General features: G+C 59.7%; 17 protein-coding genes. 10 read left to right on the top strand and 7 right to left on the bottom strand.

Annotated elements, in window-relative coordinates:
• Nucleotides 1–46: 46 nt before the first annotated feature.
• Complete coding sequence (locus DFP86_RS09865; protein WP_133680686.1) at nt 47–442, bottom strand: DUF3224 domain-containing protein; 396 nt, start codon at nt 440–442, stop codon at nt 47–49.
• Between the two features lie 286 nt (nt 443–728).
• Here DFP86_RS09865 and DFP86_RS09860 point away from each other — a divergent pair, with 286 nt between their 5' ends.
• From DFP86_RS09860 to DFP86_RS09850, 3 genes are all read left to right on the top strand, one after another.
• Nucleotides 729–1,085: a helix-turn-helix domain-containing protein gene (locus tag DFP86_RS09860; protein WP_133680684.1), complete on the top strand. Its 357-nt coding sequence runs from the start codon at nt 729–731 to the stop codon at nt 1,083–1,085.
• A 162-nt stretch (nt 1,086–1,247) separates the two neighbouring features.
• Nucleotides 1,248–1,982, top strand: coding sequence for a peptidylprolyl isomerase (locus tag DFP86_RS09855; protein WP_133680682.1), 735 nt, complete (start codon nt 1,248–1,250; stop codon nt 1,980–1,982).
• Between the two features lie 133 nt (nt 1,983–2,115).
• Nucleotides 2,116–2,364, top strand: coding sequence for a DUF1272 domain-containing protein (locus DFP86_RS09850; protein ID WP_133680680.1), 249 nt, complete (start codon nt 2,116–2,118; stop codon nt 2,362–2,364).
• Nucleotides 2,365–2,687: 323 nt separating this feature from the next.
• Here the strand turns inward: DFP86_RS09850 and DFP86_RS09840 are convergent, their stop codons facing one another.
• The gene (locus DFP86_RS09840; protein ID WP_133680678.1) at nt 2,688–3,134 is read right to left on the bottom strand and encodes a helix-turn-helix domain-containing protein; all 447 of its coding nucleotides are present in this window, start codon (nt 3,132–3,134) and stop codon (nt 2,688–2,690) included.
• 415 nt (nt 3,135–3,549) lie between these two features.
• Between DFP86_RS09840 and DFP86_RS09835 the strand changes: the two genes are divergently transcribed.
• Nucleotides 3,550–3,807: a hypothetical protein gene (locus DFP86_RS09835; RefSeq protein WP_133680676.1), complete on the top strand. Its 258-nt coding sequence runs from the start codon at nt 3,550–3,552 to the stop codon at nt 3,805–3,807.
• Between the two features lie 45 nt (nt 3,808–3,852).
• On the opposite strand, the gene DFP86_RS09830 is transcribed toward DFP86_RS09835, so the two are convergent.
• The 3 genes from DFP86_RS09830 to DFP86_RS09820 form a co-directional block, all read right to left on the bottom strand.
• Nucleotides 3,853–5,469 (bottom strand): methyl-accepting chemotaxis protein, encoded by a 1,617-nt coding sequence (locus tag DFP86_RS09830; protein WP_133680674.1) that lies wholly within the window; start codon nt 5,467–5,469, stop codon nt 3,853–3,855.
• 86 nt (nt 5,470–5,555) lie between these two features.
• Nucleotides 5,556–6,962, bottom strand: a complete 1,407-nt coding sequence (locus tag DFP86_RS09825; protein WP_133680672.1) for a sensor histidine kinase — start codon at nt 6,960–6,962, stop codon at nt 5,556–5,558.
• Nucleotides 6,959–8,101, bottom strand: coding sequence for an FIST N-terminal domain-containing protein (locus DFP86_RS09820; protein WP_133680670.1), 1,143 nt, complete (start codon nt 8,099–8,101; stop codon nt 6,959–6,961). Before DFP86_RS09820 ends, DFP86_RS09825 begins: the two co-directional genes overlap by 4 nt.
• Nucleotides 8,102–8,446: 345 nt before the next feature.
• Between DFP86_RS09820 and DFP86_RS09815 the strand changes: the two genes are divergently transcribed.
• The 4 genes from DFP86_RS09815 to DFP86_RS09800 all read left to right on the top strand — a co-directional run bounded on the left by DFP86_RS09815 (nt 8,447) and on the right by DFP86_RS09800 (nt 12,423).
• Entirely contained in the window at nt 8,447–9,319 is an 873-nt protein-coding gene (locus DFP86_RS09815) for a tetratricopeptide repeat protein (RefSeq protein ID WP_133680668.1), read from the top strand.
• Nucleotides 9,320–9,615: 296 nt separating this feature from the next.
• A complete protein-coding gene (locus DFP86_RS09810; RefSeq protein ID WP_133680666.1) occupies nt 9,616–10,434 on the top strand; it encodes a substrate-binding periplasmic protein in 819 nt (272 codons plus the stop codon).
• A 57-nt stretch (nt 10,435–10,491) separates the two neighbouring features.
• Nucleotides 10,492–11,736, top strand: a complete 1,245-nt coding sequence (locus DFP86_RS09805) for a phospholipase D-like domain-containing protein (protein ID WP_133680664.1) — start codon at nt 10,492–10,494, stop codon at nt 11,734–11,736.
• Nucleotides 11,737–11,811: 75 nt separating this feature from the next.
• Nucleotides 11,812–12,423 carry a LysE family translocator gene (locus tag DFP86_RS09800; protein ID WP_133680662.1) on the top strand — a complete coding sequence of 204 codons (612 nt, stop codon included), beginning with the start codon at nt 11,812–11,814 and terminating at the stop codon, nt 12,421–12,423.
• A 227-nt stretch (nt 12,424–12,650) separates the two neighbouring features.
• Here DFP86_RS09800 and DFP86_RS09795 read toward each other — a convergent pair whose 3' ends face one another.
• A complete protein-coding gene (locus tag DFP86_RS09795; RefSeq protein WP_133680660.1) occupies nt 12,651–13,481 on the bottom strand; it encodes a MipA/OmpV family protein in 831 nt (276 codons plus the stop codon).
• Between the two features lie 201 nt (nt 13,482–13,682).
• Here DFP86_RS09795 and DFP86_RS09790 point away from each other — a divergent pair, with 201 nt between their 5' ends.
• Nucleotides 13,683–14,339, top strand: a complete 657-nt coding sequence (locus DFP86_RS09790; RefSeq protein ID WP_133680658.1) for a response regulator — start codon at nt 13,683–13,685, stop codon at nt 14,337–14,339.
• Nucleotides 14,336–15,715 carry a sensor histidine kinase gene (locus tag DFP86_RS09785; RefSeq protein WP_133680656.1) on the top strand — a complete coding sequence of 460 codons (1,380 nt, stop codon included), beginning with the start codon at nt 14,336–14,338 and terminating at the stop codon, nt 15,713–15,715. Before DFP86_RS09790 ends, DFP86_RS09785 begins: the two co-directional genes overlap by 4 nt.
• Nucleotides 15,716–15,748: 33 nt before the next feature.
• Here the strand turns inward: DFP86_RS09785 and DFP86_RS09780 are convergent, their stop codons facing one another.
• The gene (locus DFP86_RS09780; RefSeq protein WP_133680654.1) at nt 15,749–16,657 is read right to left on the bottom strand and encodes a KilA-N domain-containing protein; all 909 of its coding nucleotides are present in this window, start codon (nt 16,655–16,657) and stop codon (nt 15,749–15,751) included.
• Between the last annotated feature and the right edge of the window lie 23 nt (nt 16,658–16,680).

The following is a 16,680-nucleotide window of genomic DNA, read 5'->3' as shown; positions in this document are numbered from 1 at the left end:
TAGCCCGCGGCCCCCAGAAGTCCGTCAGCTCACGCCGCGCCGCCTCTCAAGACGGCGTGAATTGATATTCAAACTGGTAGTAATGCAGCCCATCGCGAATATCGATTTCCATCGTGCCGCTTAAGCCCTGCAATTCGCCCGTACCGGAATCCGGCACAACCTGGACAGTCAGCGAGCGCTGGCCTCGCGCCATCACCCCGCAGTGCATCAAGGCGAAACTGCCCGCCAGCCCCGCAAGCCTACCCTCCACCCGCTCCAGCGCCACATAGCCTGCCGAGCCGGGCTGGGTGCCGTTGCAGGCCAGCATTTCACCCAGACTTACCGCATCCAGGTCTCCCTGGAATGTTTTGTGAATGGCCCGCCGGCTCAATTGCGCAGCCTCCGTGCCGGGTGCGGCAGGATGTACGGGTAAGGTGACGTCAAATTGGCCTTTGGCTTGCATGATGTTTTCCTGAAGAAATCAAATGCGGATGTGACAAAGCGAGTTCGACAAATCCATATTGTCAGACCTATTCTTGCCGTAATAGTTAAACAGGTAATGTTTCGTGATGATTGGAAAAACACGACCAAGCCCGACGGGGGTCGCAGAGCCTGCTCGCGGTGTGTTGAATCTAAATCTGTCCGAAGCCAAGTTTACCCACCTGCGCACCCCGCCATCCGAGCAACTATCGGCATGGGTTGAGTATTATTAGCATGTTTGCTGGGACTTCACAGGGCAGCTTGAGTGCTTGCCGCAGACCTCCCCTCTGGTGCGGCAGCTCAATGAACTGGTTGCAGAAATTGCGCGCAACAGTTCTTTAACTTCGGCGGCACAGCTCAGCAGCTGGAGCGGCTGGAGCGAACGCCAGCTACAACGCTTGTTTGCCGACTATATCGGAGTCAGTCCAAAGGCCGTGCTTGCCCGCTACCGACTACATGAAGCGTTGGCTCTGATGCAGAACGGGAAGCCTCCAGAATGGACTGAACTCGCACTTACTCTGGGGTATTTTGATCAGGCACACTTCATCCGAGATTTCACCCGGATGGTCGGTCAGTCGCCCCAAAAATATGTGCAAACTCAAACTGTGCAGGCCAAAGGTGATTAATTTAGACAAGATAAAAGGGCAAGCTTTCGCTTACTCCGCCGCTTGCGGCCAAGCTATCGCGCCCCACCCTCTTGACATTCATCGCATTGGCTTCATCTACCTCGTTTATTCAACACGCCGTATACCTTTGCAGCGTACCAACCTTTCATTCAGGAAAATCACATGTCCATTCTCGTTAACGGCGTCGAAATCACCGAAGAAATGATCCAGACGGAGCAGAACCAGCATGCCGATGCACCCGAGCCGCGCGAGGCCATCATCCAGGAACTGATTCTGCGTGAACTGTTGCTGCAAAAGGCCCGTGCCGAAGGTCTGGACACCAGCAATATCAGCGAAGCCATTGGCGCGCTGATGGAAAAGGAAATTCAAGTCGAACCGGTGGATGAAGCCACCTGCCGCGAGTTTTACGAGCAATATCCGGAACGCTTCAACAGCGGCGAATCCGTTGAGGCCAGCCACATCCTGTTCCCGCTGACCGGCGGTGACGAGCTGTCCAACATGCTGACCAAATCCAAGGCCGAAGGCGTGCTGAGCGAAGTTCAAGCCGCACCGTCGCTGTTCGCCACGCTGGCTGAACAGCATTCATCCTGCCCATCGGGCAAACAGGGCGGCAGCCTTGGCCGCTTTGGCCGTGGCCAAATGGTTCCGGAATTCGAACAGGCCGTTTTCAGCACCGAGGCAGGCCAGATCACCCCGCACCTGGTTCAGACCCAGTTTGGATTCCATATCATCCAGGTCAATGAACGCCACCCGGGCGAACAGATCGGTTTTGACGACGTCAAGGCACGTTTGCAGCAATACCTGACCCAGATGGCGAGCAGCAAAATGATGCATCAGTACCTGAGCGGCCTGGTTAATGCCGCTAAAATCGAAGGCTACACCATGCCATCGCTGTAATGCATTGACATACACCCTGCCGGAGCCGAGAAACCGGTAACGATTTCTCGGCTCGGCAAAGCAGAGGATGCCGGCAATAAAGACGTTCCAGTTCGTCTAGAACGGCTGTGGCGATTCACTCACTGGAGGAAATATGCTCGAACTTAGGCCAAATTGTGAATGCTGCGGCAAAGACTTGCCACCCGAGTCCCCCGACGCCCGTATCTGCTCATTCGAGTGTACTTTTTGTGGGCCTTGCGCCGATAAAGTTCTCCGCGGCAAGTGCCCAAACTGCGGCGGTGAATTGCTTACTCGGCCTCGCCGCCCAGCTGGCAAACTCGCGAATAACCCCCCCTCAAGCAAGCGTATTCATAATCCCGCCGGTTGCGAGAAAGTGATCTAGTTATACCTAGGGAGTCGGTGCAGCTTGGCTAGATCCGCCATGATGCGGTTGGTGCGATGCTTCGCGATCGCACCCTACGTGCTGAGTTGTGGCCAGTTACCAGACAATCGAGCACAGCCTGATTCATCAACACGCGAGTACGCTGCAACTGAGCAGCCGACAGGTCTGGCCGCCTCGCCAGCAGGTTTCTTGTCCATTCATCGTGAATCTGATCGGACCACTTGGCCCGAAACAAATCAGTTTGTGCAAGTTGCAGTAATAGATCACGCAATGGCGCCGGGTACAGTACACATGCGTCGTAAACCGCAGCAAAACTCGTCATTTCAATAGCCCATGTCCAGGGCCGACAGTTCTTCCAATGCCTTCAAACGATTCATATAGCTCTGGTTTTTGTACTGCACCAGATCCTGGTAGCGCACACGTCTATGGGTACCCACTTTATGGAAGGGAATGTCCCCGGCATCCAGCAACTTGACCAAGTGCGGACGGGACACATTGAGCATATCCGCCGCCTCTTGAGTGGTGAGTTCCGCATGGACCGGAATCAGGCTCACCGCATTGCCCTGTGCCATCTGCGCCAGGATATCAATCAACAGGCGATACGCTGCAGTTGGAATCTGCACTACCTCATGCTCACCGGCATGGTCGATGACCCGAATCGACCGAGCCTCTTCCTTGCTACTGAGGAACAGGGATAACTGGCGGGCGCTTTCCTTGGCAAGCGTTGTTTCGGCCTCGCTAGGAAGGCCAGTTACTACCGTCGTTTTCATGATCTAGGTTCTTTGAATGTGCGAGTTTGCGTGCGTTGCTTATGCGTCTGACCAGGCTAGATGACAGCACCTTCTCTATGCAGTATTGAACTTATCTGCTTCCTGCAGCGCCAACATCGCCAAGCCAGAGACCCACTATACACAAACGAAATAAACGAAACAAGAGAAACAAACGAAACACCGCATATACAGCACGGATAATGCCGTAGAAGCCTGGTAGGAGCGGCTTAAGCCGCTCCTACGGGGTGCCAAGGGCGTGTATTTTCAGCATTTTCTGACGGTCGCGCTTGGTTGTCTGTTTGTGTCTTGCTGGGTAAGGTGTGCGGTGCGGCCCAAGGCCGCGAAGAGGCGCGGGCCCGGGGTGCTGTAACACCGCTGGGCCCGCTAACCACACCAAACTTCAGTGGAGTTCAGAATGGCTACTCAAGATGGTAATGCAGCTCAAGTCTTTTTTCCAAACCAGGATTTCCGCCAGCAGCAGTTACTTTCCCTGATTTCCGTGTTGTGCTTGCCGCGTGGCAGTCGTCCAAATTCCGACGAGTGCCGTTTGGTGGTCGATAGCCGCTTGCCGTGGGCGTTCGAGTCGATCGATGGCAGCACGTCGTGGATGTATCTACCCAAGGCTGCGCGCGTGCGCGAGCTGGCGGGTTGCCTGGTGCTAACGGCCGATTAAGGCCTTTCCCGGAGGCGGGGAGCGAAGCTCCCCGGCCGGTGTCGTTTACAGATTATATTTCGACAGCGTCGCGATTTGCCCCTTGGCCAGGCCATCCAAATGCTGTGCCGTGTTGGCGGTGTGCTGTGCCGCGGCGCTCGATTCCTCGGACATTTGCGCCGTGCGCTCGACCTCCACCGCGATGCTATTGCTCGCCACGCCCTGCTCGCCGATCGCCGTGGTGATCTCGCCGATCATTACGCCGGATTGCGTCGACGTGGCGCCGATTTTCTGGATGGCGGCATCGGCTTCATCGGCACGCTTCACCCCGGTTTCCACCAGTTGCTCGGCTTCATGCATCTGCCTTGTCGCATGCGCGGCGCGCTCGACCATGGTTTGTATCGTGGTCGAGATTTCTTGCGTCGACCGGGTGGTGCGTTCGGCCAGTTTGCGCACCTCGTCGGCCACCACCGCGAAGCCCCGGCCCGACTCGCCGGCCCGTGCCGCTTCGATCGCGGCGTTCAAGGCCAGCAGATTGGTCTGGTCGGCGATATCGCCGATCACGCCGATCACGCTGCTCACCTGCCCGCTGTAGGTTTCCAGTTCGCGAATGCTGGCGGAGGCGGACGATACGGAAGACGAAATCTGATGAATATCCTTGATGGTCTGGCCGATGATGGACGAGCCATCCTGCACCAATCGCTCCGACTCTTTCGACAGTGCATGCGTCTGTTTGGCGCGTTCGGCGATGTGGTTCACGCTGACGGTCATCTGTTCGACCGTCGCCGCCATGGTGGCGGCGGCCTCGCTTTGCGCATGCGAGGCCGTCGAGACTTCTCCCGCGGCCTGATTCAATTGCTCCGCCGTCGTCCCGACATCGCGTGCGCCATGCAAGATACTCTTCAAACTCTCCTGCTGCGTTGCCAATAGTTTATTGAATGCCGTCGCCGTCAGGCCGATCTCATCCTGTCGATCGACACGGGCGCGACAGGTGAAGTCCAAGGTTTGGCTCACTTGCTCCAGCGTGTCTTGAATACCGTTTAGGCCGGCGCTGATCAGACGGAATAATTGAACGCCCATGAATCCAGCCACGACGAAGGCTATCGCGATCAATAACATCGACCATTCAAGCGCCTGGGTATAATCGCTTTGGTTTTTCTTCACCAGATCGCTGGCCAAATCGTAGTTGAACTCGGCATGGTCCTCGAGACATTTCACGATTGCCTGGGCCATCGGCAGACCGGTCACCATCAAATACTTCAGCGCGCCATCCTTATCGCCTTGCGCGGCCATTTGGAACGCCTGGTCGAGCATGCGCTGATAATTGGCCATCGCCGTCTTGTCCGCTTCCAGCATCTGGCGATCGGCGTCGTTGGAGATATCGTTGGCCAAGTAATCGGCCAGGGCGGCGTCAAAGTGTTTGTCGGCATTCGCAAGCGTTTCGCGCGCACCGCTACGCAAACTGTCGCTTGGCGCGACGATGGCTTTCAGCGCCGACACGCGGATATCGCTCACGGCCTGGGTCGCTAAAGCCAGGGCCTTCAGGCTGGGTAAGGTATTCACTGCGATGTAATCGAAGCGCTTCTGCGCCTGATTCAATTGCCAGATGCCATAGCCACCGATCAGCAGCAACGCGCCCAGCGAAACGGCAAGGGTCAATGCAAGTCTTTTAGTGATCTTCATACAAGCTCCCCGGTATTTTATTATTGGATCAACCACTAAATAAGAGCTTATATGACCATTCCTAGTTATTCACCCTTAAATTCAACTCAAACGACCAGCGTCTCGCCGATGCCGCGCAAGGCACGACACAGGACCCCGCATTCGGCATTCAGCTTCGCTAGATGATCGATGGCTTTGTCCGGGCAGCCGGCCCGCGCCATGGCGGCGATCATCATGCATTGCTGCAGCGCAGGCGTCGCCTTGAACGCCAATAGCGCCTGGCGGATTTGCCGCGATAGCGCCAGGGCATCCTCCACCTCGTCGCGGCTCAGCACCTGATGCAGCTCGGCAAGCCACTGTGGCGCTTCGGCCAGGAACGCATGAATCTGCTCGAGCGTCACCGGATACTCCAACTCCTGCAGCGCACGAACATAGTCGAACTCCTCGGCCGCCGGTGCAGACGCACTACCGTCGAGTTCGACTTCGGCGCGGTATTGCGGCACACGCACAGTGAACGAACTGCCCGCCCCTAGGCCGCTTTCCAGCAGGATGTCGCCTTTCATCAGCCGCACCAGTCGGCGCGCCAGCGGCAAACCGATGCCGACACCGCCGATGCTGCGCGTCGAGGAAGCGTCCACTTGAGAGAAAGGCTCGAAAATTCGCTCATGATGCACGGGGGCAATGCCGATGCCGGTATCGCTGACGCGCAATATCGTTTCGCGCGCGCCGGCCACGCCCGCGGATTGCAGACTGACGTGCACCGCGCCGTGCGAGGTAAACTTGATGGCATTGTCGAGCAGGATATCGGCAATCTGCTTCCATCGATGCGCCTCGCCGATGATCCACGGCGGAAAGGTCGGATCGACGGTCAGCACCAATTGCAGCCCTTTGGCCATGGCGTTCGAGGTCAGTTGCGACACGGTGGCGGTCACGACCGCCGGCAAGTCGATACGGCTTTGTTGGCTCTCCACATCGTCGGCCTCGATCGAGATGAAGCTCAAAATGGCGTCGATGATCTTCAATAGCCCGGAAGCCGAATACTGCACGTCGGCCAACAGGCCGCGCTGTGCTTCATCAAGCGCCGTATCCAGCACCAGATCGAGCATCCCCATGACGCCATTGAGCGGCGTTCTGAGCTCGTGGCTGATCGAAGCGAGAAACTCGCTCTTGGCGCGGTTGGCCGCCTCGGCGCGATCCTTGGCCTGATTCAATTCGCGCGTGCGCTCCTCCACCAACTCGGTCAGATGCGCTTGGTGCCGCAGCAAATCGCTCTGCGATTGCTGCAACTGGCGGGTGACTTTTTCGTTGGCGGCCAGCGCCTGGTTCAGCGCCTCGGTGCGCGCCTTGACCTGCGCTTCGAGCATCAAGGTGGACTGGAACATGCCGAAGTCGGAGTCGGCGAGGCTGACACTATTCTCCACACGATCCATCAGTACTTGAATGATGCCATCCTTGCGTGCCAGTTCGGCGTGCAAGGCCTCGATCGATAGCAAGGAACCCTCGGCGGGCGTCATGACGATGCCCCCGATTGCCGCCCGAACGCCACGCCCGTCAACGTTTGATTGATGTGCACCCCGCGCAGTTGCTCGCCATAAGTGGCGAAGCCCACCATATTGTGCTCGGTATATAACGCGTCCATCTGCTCGTCGAGCTGGCACTGTTGAATTTCGAGCCGGCGTAAAATGCAGTCGGAGCCGAAAATCGCCTGCGGCGGACCGCCCAGCGCGCTTTCGACTTCCTCGAAAGCCTGATTGAGATTGCGCACCATATCCCCCCCCTGAGCCAGGTGCAGCACCATGCCTTTTTCAATGGCGCAATAGAACTTCAATGCGCCATCGGGCAACGCTTGTTGAATCGCGCGTACGTAATAATGATCGCCGACTTTGACCACCACCGGCATTCTGGAAAACAACGCGGCATCCACCGCCGCTTCCGCCACGCCCGCGCAGCGCGCATATTCTCGCGCAGCCGGCAAGCCATTGATTTCGTAGACGATGCGCTGCGCCTCGTCGGCACGCGTGACCACCATACGCTCGGACAGAACGTCGAAATGCTGGGTCATGAATAGATGGAACGGCAACTGGGTCGCGATCAGCGCCAGCACCATTTCCCCGCTATGGAACGCGCCATCGTAATAGACGTGAGTCTGCCGAAAAGCCAGGCCGTCGCCGGCCGAGCCGCCGACCATGAAAGTCGCACCCAATGCGTTCTGCACGGCGCGGGACACGGCCTCCTCCATGATGGAGAGTCCGTCGATCAACTGGATGGCGAAAGTATTGGTCGACTGCACCCAGTCGCCCTTGGCGGTCAGGGTCTGGCGCAGGGTTTGCACCACCTGCTGGCAACCCTCGGTATCGAACACCGGCTGTAGCGGCAAATGGCCGACCACCGCCTGACACTCGGGCGAGCAAAACCCAATGCCGCTGATCGTGTGCTGGTGAAAGCCCTCCGGACCGAACGCGCCGGCGGTAGTGCAGCCGATCACAGGCGTATCGCCAAAGCGCCGGGCCAGCTCGGCCGCCAAGACATCCAGCGCATAGTCGCTGGAGCAGAAAAAAACCACTAGTGCCAAATCGGGGTGCGCGATATCGCGGTGGAACGCTTCGATGGCGGCGCCTGCTTCCGCAGCGCAAGATTGCGCAGTCCGGATCATATCGGTCTCCAAGTTGCCCGGCTGTCAGAGGTTGGTGCTGCGATACGACTAACTCATTACTGTATGCAGTATAAATATTCGGTTACTTATAACAACACAAATATTCCGAACAGGGATCTCGTGGCCTGACCGTCCTCGTCCCGAACGCTTCGAGGGTCGATTCACATTAATAAATTATGAAATTCGAGACATTATACTTTTGTCGTATTAATATCCGCCGTGGCGTGCCGAAGGCGAGCGTGCGAGCCCGGTTTCCGCTCGGCGAATCGATGATTCGCACGTCCACCGCCTTCGCCCGACTAAAGTACAAGCCGCAGAGCGGCACCTATAGCGAGAAGAGTATTCATGAACGCAGAACAACAACAGATTCAGACCGCCGTGCAACAAGGCGATTACGCCCGCGCGGAAAACCTCATCCAGCAGGTTCTCCAGAAGCACCCGAACAGTGCCAAGGCCCATTACATCCACGCCGAGGTGCTCGCGCACCAGAACCAGTTCAAGCAAGCGCAGCAGGAAGTCGCCGCGGCCAAGCAGCTGGATCCGAAGATCACCTTCACCGCGCCGGAAAAATTCGGCAAGTTCGAAGCCTACCTGGACGTCGCCGTTCACCACCCCGCTCAAAAAACCAGCCAGACGCAATCCACGGTCGTGGTACCGGCACAACCGGCGCCGGCACAACACGGCATCGGCATGATGTCCATTTTGGTCGGCGTGTTGATCCTGGTGATGATCGCCTACTTCATCAGCCGCATGTTCGCGCGTCGTCCCACTGTGATCACGACCGCGCCGGGCTATCCGGCCGGCGGTGCGCAAGGCTATGCCAACGGTCCGACTTACGGCAACGGCCCGGGCTACGGCGGCGGCAATGGCGGCACCACCATCATCAACAACACCACGGGCGGCGGTTATGGCTCGGGTGTCGGCTCCACGGTGGCGGCAGGATTGGGTGGCGTGGCCGCCGGCATGATGCTGGAGCGCGCGCTCGACGAGCGGCGCGAGGGCGAGGGGTACCGCGAAGCGCCGCTGCACGAACAAGCGGCCTATCAGCAGCCGGTCGACGACAGCGAATCGAACTACGCCGAGCAGCAACTGGAACAGCAGCCCATCGATATGGGCAATGACGACAACAGCTGGGACGACGGCTCGGCTGCCGGCGGCGGCGACAGCTGGGACGATAGCTCGGCGGGCGGCAGCGACGACAGCAACAATAGCTGGTAAGACCCGAGCGGCGCGTTTTCGGCGCCGCGCTTCCATCGAGCGGACGTTGAGCGATAGCGCGCCAACGTCCGCTTTTTATCGACCGAGACCGTTCGGCATCGGCAGAACTTCAGGCCGGCTGCGGCAACACGACGAACGCCCCCTCGAAGCCCCCTCACCGCTCGCCATCGCACATCAGCGGCGCACTCGGCGCTGAAGCCGCCGCCTGCGCGCATGACAGATTTCTCCGCCCACGACCCAAAATCCCCCGCGTAACCGTCTAATATCGAAACAGACGCTTCCCGAACGGTGCCGCCATGTCGATCAGTCGTCGCTTGTCGTACCTAATCGCCACCCTGCTGGCCGCTGGACTGCTGGCAGGGACCGGGCAAGCAGCCGCGCAACCGGCATGCCAGCCGGTGTTGCGTATCGCGCTCGACGAGTACGGCAGTTATTTTTTCATCGACGCGCGCCATCAAATGACCGGCATCGATCTGGAGATCGCCAACGAACTGGCGCGACGGCTACACTGCCGGCCGCAGATCCGGGTCGAATCCGTGGTACGCATCATGCGCTTGGTGGCGTTGGGTGAAATCGACATGGCGATGCACAAGTTCGTCACCGAAGATCGCGCCCGCATCGCCTGGTTGACCCCCTATCTGCGCGAACACAATGTCGCCCTGGTGCGCAAAGGCGGCCCGCCTCCCGGCATGGCCGCTTTTGTCGACAACCCCAAATGGTTGTTGGGCGCGGGCACCAGTTGGCATTTGGGCACGGCGCTCTATGACGATCTGGTGACGCGCATGCGAGGCCAAGGGCGGGTCATGGAGGCGGCCGACACGGACCAGTTGTATACCTTGCTGCGCGCCAACCGGGTTCAGGTCATCATCACGTCCGCCGAAGTCTACCGCCGGCAGCTCAGCCGCGAAGAGCTGGCGCAATACCGCATCGAGGACTGGAACGGCAACGCCCCCTACCCGTCGCTCAACGTCATGCTGGCGCGCGCCACGGTGAACGAAGCGCTGGCGACCCGCGTGGCCGCCGCTTTGCAAGCCATGCGTGCCGACGGCACATTGCGACGCATCGTCGAGAAATATGTCGCCCCGGACGAAGCCACCGGCATGCTGAACCCCTGAGCACTCCCAGGTGTCATAAATCGCTGCTACGCTCTAGGTTTTTCGCCGGAGTCCACGATGTCCCGACAGCTATGCCGCGCGGCGTTGCGCCTGTTGCTCGCCCTGGCGGCGCCCTTTGCCCATGCCGATTTCGCCATTCCCGGCTTCGAGCTGGTCCATACCGCGCCGGCCGGCGCGGGACTCGACACCCCGGACTTGCGCGACCCGGCGACGGTATGGCGCGAGATGATCGACAGCGCCCAGCGTGAAATCGTGTTGAACGAATTCTACGTGGCGAGCAAAGCGGGCAGTCGGCTCGACACGGTGATCGACCGCTTGGATGCCGCCGGTCGGCGCGGCGTCAAAATCCGCTTTCTGATGGAGGCCAAAGGCCGTTTCGCCACCGACCCCACCACCGTCGCACGATTGCGGCAAATCCCCAATCTCGATTACCGCACCCTGGATTGGGCCAAGGTCAGCGGCAACGGCATCATCCACGCCAAGTATTTCGTGGTGGATGGCCGCACCGCCTATGTCGGCAGCCAGAATTTCGACTGGCGCTCGCTGGAGCACATACACGAAACCGGCCTCAAGATCGACGAACCGACAATGACCGCGCAATTACAGGCGATCTTCGAACAGGACTGGCGTGCCGAGCAACGGATCGCCGCCGGTCAGCCCGTCCCCCCGCTGCGCACGACCGTACCGCCTGTCGATTTGCAACAACCGGCACGCTTGCTGGCGAGCCCCAATGCCTGGGATCCGCCCGGCGTCGCCGATTCGGAGTCCAGCCTGACAGCCTTGATGGCCGAGGCAAAACAGGAGATCCGCATTCAGCTGTTGGATTATGTGCCGCTGACCTACGACAAGCCGCCCCGGTACTACCCGCTATTCGACAATGCCATCCGCGCGGCGCTGGCGCGCGGCGTCAAGGTCAAGCTGATGGTGTCGGACTGGAACGCCGAGGCGCCAGGCATCGATTATCTGAAAAGCCTGGCGCTGTTGCCCGGCATGGAAGTACGGATAGTCACGCTGCCGCCGGCGTCGTCGGGCTGCATCCCCTTCGCGCGCGTCATTCACAGCAAAACCATGGCCATCGACGGCCAGATCGCCTGGGTCGGCACCAGCAACTGGCGCGGCGGCTATCTGGACGACTCGCGCAATATCGAAGTCGTTCTAAGGAGCCCCATCATGGCGGCACGCATCGCCCGGCTGCACGCCCAGACATGGGACTCGGCCTACGCGGCGCCGGTCGTGATCGACAAACATTACACGCCGCCAATCAAGGACTGCGGCGGCAAATCTGAAGCCACGCCTAAGTGAGTCACAGCCACTTTATGATATAAAGGTAAAAAAATAGAATATTCATGAAAACACAATCGCTCCCGGGAGAAGACGATGAAGCTGTACCTACTGTTTTTGCTCATGGCCACCGCGACAGTATTCAGTCCCGGCCCGGGCGTAGTGATGACGTTGAGCAATGCCTTGCGCTACGGTCTGCGCGGCACCTTCGGCGGCATTCTCGGCATTTCGGCTGGCGCGTTGGCGGTCGCCGCCATTTCGGCCACTAGTCTTGGGGTCCTGCTGGCGGCTTCGGCGCTGGCATTCAGTATCATGAAGTGGATTGGCGCCGCCTACCTGTTTTATCTCGGCATCCGACTTTGGCGCGCAGCGCCGCATCGCTTCGATGCAAAACCGACCCACGAGGCCGGGCTGCGCCAGCGCTTTGTCGAAGGGCTTTCATTGCAGTTGACCAACCCCAAGGCGATTTTTTTCTTCCTGTCGGTCTTCCCGCAATTCATCAGTACCGAGCGCGCCTATGTGCCGCAGTTCGCCGCCCTGGTGCTGACTTACAGCTCGCTGGTGATCGTTATTCATTGCGGCTACGCCCTGTGCGCCAAGCGCGCCCGCGACTGGTTGACCTCCGAGCGCGGCGGCAGATTGCTCAACAAAGGCGCGGCGGCCACCTTCATCTTTTTCGGTGCCGCCATGGCTTCGGCCAAGCGTTGAATGAACTGCCAATACGTAGTTTTGCTACATGAATATCAACACACACCAAAAAGCTGATATGGATCAAAAGTCCTTACGATCCAATTAATTTAAAGCAAAACACGTATTGACGCCGTCATTGCACGTAGCAATACTACATCAAAGTCTCATCCGACTTTACCAGGACAGCAGTCAAGAAAAGAGAAAGGCCCCGCCACGTGCGGGGCCTCTTCTTTTTGAACCTCCGATCACCAGCTGTACTGCATCGCGCCGCCCAATACGCCGTAGCCGCGCTGCTTGACCAACGGACTGTTGGCACTGTCTCCCAGCATGCGCACATAGGCGGCGCGACCTTCGAACTGCCAGTGCTTGTCGAGCGGCACCGTCAGCGTGGCGCCCAGCAGCCCTTGACTCAAGCCACCGCTCGCCCGATATGCGGCGAAGCTGGTGCGTGCCGCCTGCTCGGCCGACACGCCAAACCAACGCTGCATGGTGTCGCCATCGCCGGCCGACAGACCGCTATTGAGCGTCAACACCGCCGCGGACCGGCGCCACACCGTATAGTCGACGCCCAGCGACAGTTGCTGCCCCTTCTGATCGTGCTTCAGGCTGCTCAAGTATTTGGCTTTGACATGCCAGTTACCTTGCTCGAAGCCCAGCGCCACCCCCGCCTGGGCCGCCTGCCCGATATCGCCCATGCCATCCAGCGTGGTATTACGGTCGATTCGGCTACTCTGGGCGCGCTTATCGCTGGCGGCCAGCAACAGCGCCACCGACCAGGCAGGGGTGAGCTGCCAGCGTTTCCCGAGCCCTTCTTCGCTATCCAAGAACCAACCGCTGCGGTGTACCACGCTTAACTGACCCTGCCATTGCGCGCGGTAGTAGCGCCCACCCATCACTTCCGGCAGCCAACCCACGCCGGCGCCGGCCGAGACGGTCCAGTCAGGTTGGACGGCATCGGGCGACTTTGCGTCGGGGCGTTGCTCGCCACTACTCGGCACAGCCACCAGACCGGCCGGCGCCGCGGCCAACGCGATCGTACTCAGACCGCTCAAGATGAGCGCAAGGGGGTAATGCATCTATTTTTCTCCTGTCGGTACCGGACGGGCACACGCCCTCCGGTCTGACAGCGATTATCGGTATGGCAACCTTTTCATCGGCTTAACACCGCCCTCGCCCCCGATGGCGTGGCGCCGGCTTTGCGCTACCATTCGGCTAACGGTTCATTGGCGCATAAACCATCCGGCCAAATAACGACACGTCATGAAGGACGGCTAGTCATGCATATTTTGCTCATCGAGGACGATCTGGATCTCGGCTTCGCCTTGCAACAGGCATTGAAAGTGGAAGGCATCAGCAGCGAATGGCGACGCAGCGCGCAAGATGCGCCGCAGGTGCCGGCCGAGATCGAGCACGACTGCGTGCTGCTCGATTTGACGTTACCCGATGGCGACGGGCTGACACTGCTCGCCCGCTGGCGCAAGGCCGGTATCGCTACCCCGGTGATCGTCATCACCGCGCGCTCGGCACTAGAAGACCGCCTAGCCGGGCTCGATGGCGGCGCCGACGATTTCATCCTCAAACCCTTCGCCATGCCGGAACTGATTTCGCGCATCCGCGCCGTGTTGCGCCGCTACGCGCAGCAGGCCAGCGAGATCTGGGCGCTGGGCGAGCTGCAAATCAAACCGCGCAGCCACCAAGTGCTGCTGCGCGGCGACGAGCTCGACCTGTCGCCAAGGGAATTCAATCTACTGTTGGAACTGGCGCGTGAAGCCGGCTGCATCGTTGCCAAGTCGGCGCTGGCGCAGCGTCTGGAACCGCTGGGAGAGCCAGTCGACTTCGGCGCGCTGGAGGTGCATATGTCCAACCTGCGGCGCAAGATCGGCGCCGAGCGCATCCGCACGGTACGCGGCGTCGGTTACATGCTCATATCATGAAAGAACTACAACACCTGCTACAACCCAGCCTGCTGCGCCGCGTGGTGCTGGCGGTCTTCTCCGGTTTCATGTTGGTTTGGCTGGCGCTGGTGGTCTGGGAATACATCCAGCTCAACCTAGAGACAGACAAGGATCTGCGCGACACCTCCCGGCACATTGCCATGATGCTGCGCCCCATCGACGATCGCGCGCATCAGATCGCCGAAACCCGGGCGGTGTCCGACATCATCAACGAGCAATACCGCGCCAGCAATGTGACCGACCCCTACCTGGTATTACTGTACGCCGCTGACGGCACACTGCTGTTTCGCTCGCACAAGACCGGACAGTTGCCGCTCCGACCGCGCGATAACGTCATCGAGAAGGTGCGCCTCGGCGAACTCGACTATCACGTCCTGCAAACCCGCGGCCCCGGCTGGGTCATGATTTTGGCCAGCCCCACGTTTCGCGCACTTTGGGTATTCGTCCAAACCAGCAAGGATATCTGGCAGCAAGTGCTACTGGCCTGCGCCATCATTCTGCTGGCGCTCTACCTGGCGGTATGGGGCGGCCTGCAGCCCTTGCAACGCCTGTCGCGCCTGATCGCCGCCCGGCAGCCGGACGACCTGTCCCCACTGGCGTTCAATGCCCGCCACGCCGAATTGATCCCGCTGACCGAGGCGCTCGACCGGCTATTGGCACAGCTCAAATTAAAAATCGAGCGTGAACGGGCCTTCGTTCAAGATGCGGCGCACGAGCTGCGCACGCCGATCGCGGTCATTGCCGCCGAAGCGCATGTACTAAGCAGCAACAGCGCCCGCGACAACGGCGACGCGGGCGCGCGCATGCGCCATGCGGTGGCGCGCGCCACGGCGTTGATCGACAAACTATTGGAAATGGCGCGACTGGACGACCAGCGGCCGATACGGCCGCAGCGCTGCGACCTGGCCACCATGGTGCGCGACGAAATGGCCAGCGCCCTGCCGCAAGCGCTGGCAAAACACCAGGAGGTGTCGTTCGACGGCCCGGAACAGTTTCCGCTGAACATCGAGCCGGCGGCCTTCCATTCCATCGTACAAAACCTGCTGCATAACGCCTTGGCCTATGTGCCGGCGGGCGGCCGCATCGAGGTGCGCCTTGGCGTGCTGCGTCAATGGGTGGAACTGGAAGTCTGGGACGACGGCCCCGGCATCGCGCCCGCCGACCGCACGCGGGTATTCGAGCGCTTTCATCGCGGCGCGGGCCACGACAGCCCGGGCTCCGGCCTGGGGCTGGCCATCGTGCGCCAGGCCGCGCATCGGCTGCGCGGCACGGTCGCGCTCGGCGATGGGCTGGACGGACGCGGCTGTTGCTTTCATGTGCGCTTCCCGCTGCCGCCGACCGAAGGTGCGGTGTAAGCCACCCGAAAACCCGCGCATAGGGGGCGCCCCTCAAACAGGGGAAATGCCATCATGCGGCCCATCATCACTTGGGCACGCCAGATCGGCTCGTGACTTCGCTTGAGAAAGAGAGAGTTCCGTGGGTAGGTTCAACTGCTTGATCGTCGATAGCTCAACCAGGGAGCACATTTGCTTGATAGCAACACCATTTAGCTGCATTAGGCGGGATGGTGGCGGTAGCCCTTGATGAATCAGCACCGCATTGAGGCTTTCCAAATTGGACAACACAACCAGTTGCTCTAGCGCGGCACTGTCACGCATGTTGCCGGTCTGCTCGGGATGGGCCTGCCGCCATTGCGCGGCAGTCAACCCAAATAGCGCGACATTGAGCAAGTCCGCTTCGCTGGCATAAACCTGTGCCGTTTGCGCTGGGGTAAGCTGCCGAGGAATAAGCTGCTCCTGAATGGCGTCAGTGTGGATACGGTAGTTGACTTTGGCCAACGTGCGTTGAAAGCTCCACTCCAGCGAGGCTGCCCTCGCCTCTTCATCCTTGAGACGCTGGAATTCCTTGATCAGATACAGCTTGAATTCCGGACTGAGCCAGGAGCCAAATTCAAAGGCAATATCGCGGTGAGCATACGTGCCGCCATAGCGTCCGACCTTGGCATGCAAACCGATGGCACCGGTGGCCTCTATCCATTTCTTGACTGACAGGTAGAAGCTATTGCGCCCGGACTCGCGGCCAATTCCCTCGAATTCGAGGGAATTGAAGTCGGGATTGCTTAGCTGTTCCCACACACCCAAGAACAGCACCGTATCCTTGTTCTTCAGCCATTGCTCGATTAATGCACCGCCGCCCTCAAAATGCCTCACCATATCGGTCAACGAAATGTAGTCCTGTTCATTCCGCGAGACGATGCCGACGCTAGTGCCTTGCACGGTGATGCTGCGATTCTTCATGGATCGGTTCCAGGACAGTCGGA

The sequence above is a fragment of the Paludibacterium purpuratum genome (assembly GCF_004363805.1).
GTDB classification, from domain to species: domain Bacteria; phylum Pseudomonadota; class Gammaproteobacteria; order Burkholderiales; family Chromobacteriaceae; genus Paludibacterium; species Paludibacterium purpuratum.
This window is presented reverse-complemented; position numbering and strand designations above follow the sequence as displayed.

What these genes read in the sequence shown, in the direction of transcription:
- DFP86_RS09810 (WP_133680666.1), top strand. Translation starts at nt 9,616, where the DNA reads ATGTCGATCAGTCGTCGCTTGTCGTACCTAATCGCCACCCTGCTGGCC.
- DFP86_RS09855 (WP_133680682.1), top strand. Translation starts at nt 1,248, where the DNA reads ATGTCCATTCTCGTTAACGGCGTCGAAATCACCGAAGAAATGATCCAG.
- DFP86_RS09790 (WP_133680658.1), top strand. Translation starts at nt 13,683, where the DNA reads ATGCATATTTTGCTCATCGAGGACGATCTGGATCTCGGCTTCGCCTTG.
- DFP86_RS09815 (WP_133680668.1), top strand. Translation starts at nt 8,447, where the DNA reads ATGAACGCAGAACAACAACAGATTCAGACCGCCGTGCAACAAGGCGAT.
- DFP86_RS09865 (WP_133680686.1), bottom strand. Translation starts at nt 442, where the DNA reads ATGCAAGCCAAAGGCCAATTTGACGTCACCTTACCCGTACATCCTGCC.
- DFP86_RS09800 (WP_133680662.1), top strand. Translation starts at nt 11,812, where the DNA reads ATGAAGCTGTACCTACTGTTTTTGCTCATGGCCACCGCGACAGTATTC.
- DFP86_RS09850 (WP_133680680.1), top strand. Translation starts at nt 2,116, where the DNA reads ATGCTCGAACTTAGGCCAAATTGTGAATGCTGCGGCAAAGACTTGCCA.
- DFP86_RS09820 (WP_133680670.1), bottom strand. Translation starts at nt 8,101, where the DNA reads ATGATCCGGACTGCGCAATCTTGCGCTGCGGAAGCAGGCGCCGCCATC.
- DFP86_RS09840 (WP_133680678.1), bottom strand. Translation starts at nt 3,134, where the DNA reads ATGAAAACGACGGTAGTAACTGGCCTTCCTAGCGAGGCCGAAACAACG.
- DFP86_RS09830 (WP_133680674.1), bottom strand. Translation starts at nt 5,469, where the DNA reads ATGAAGATCACTAAAAGACTTGCATTGACCCTTGCCGTTTCGCTGGGC.
- DFP86_RS09780 (WP_133680654.1), bottom strand. Translation starts at nt 16,657, where the DNA reads ATGAAGAATCGCAGCATCACCGTGCAAGGCACTAGCGTCGGCATCGTC.
- DFP86_RS09795 (WP_133680660.1), bottom strand. Translation starts at nt 13,481, where the DNA reads ATGCATTACCCCCTTGCGCTCATCTTGAGCGGTCTGAGTACGATCGCG.
- DFP86_RS09805 (WP_133680664.1), top strand. Translation starts at nt 10,492, where the DNA reads ATGTCCCGACAGCTATGCCGCGCGGCGTTGCGCCTGTTGCTCGCCCTG.
- DFP86_RS09785 (WP_133680656.1), top strand. Translation starts at nt 14,336, where the DNA reads ATGAAAGAACTACAACACCTGCTACAACCCAGCCTGCTGCGCCGCGTG.
- DFP86_RS09835 (WP_133680676.1), top strand. Translation starts at nt 3,550, where the DNA reads ATGGCTACTCAAGATGGTAATGCAGCTCAAGTCTTTTTTCCAAACCAG.
- DFP86_RS09825 (WP_133680672.1), bottom strand. Translation starts at nt 6,962, where the DNA reads ATGACGCCCGCCGAGGGTTCCTTGCTATCGATCGAGGCCTTGCACGCC.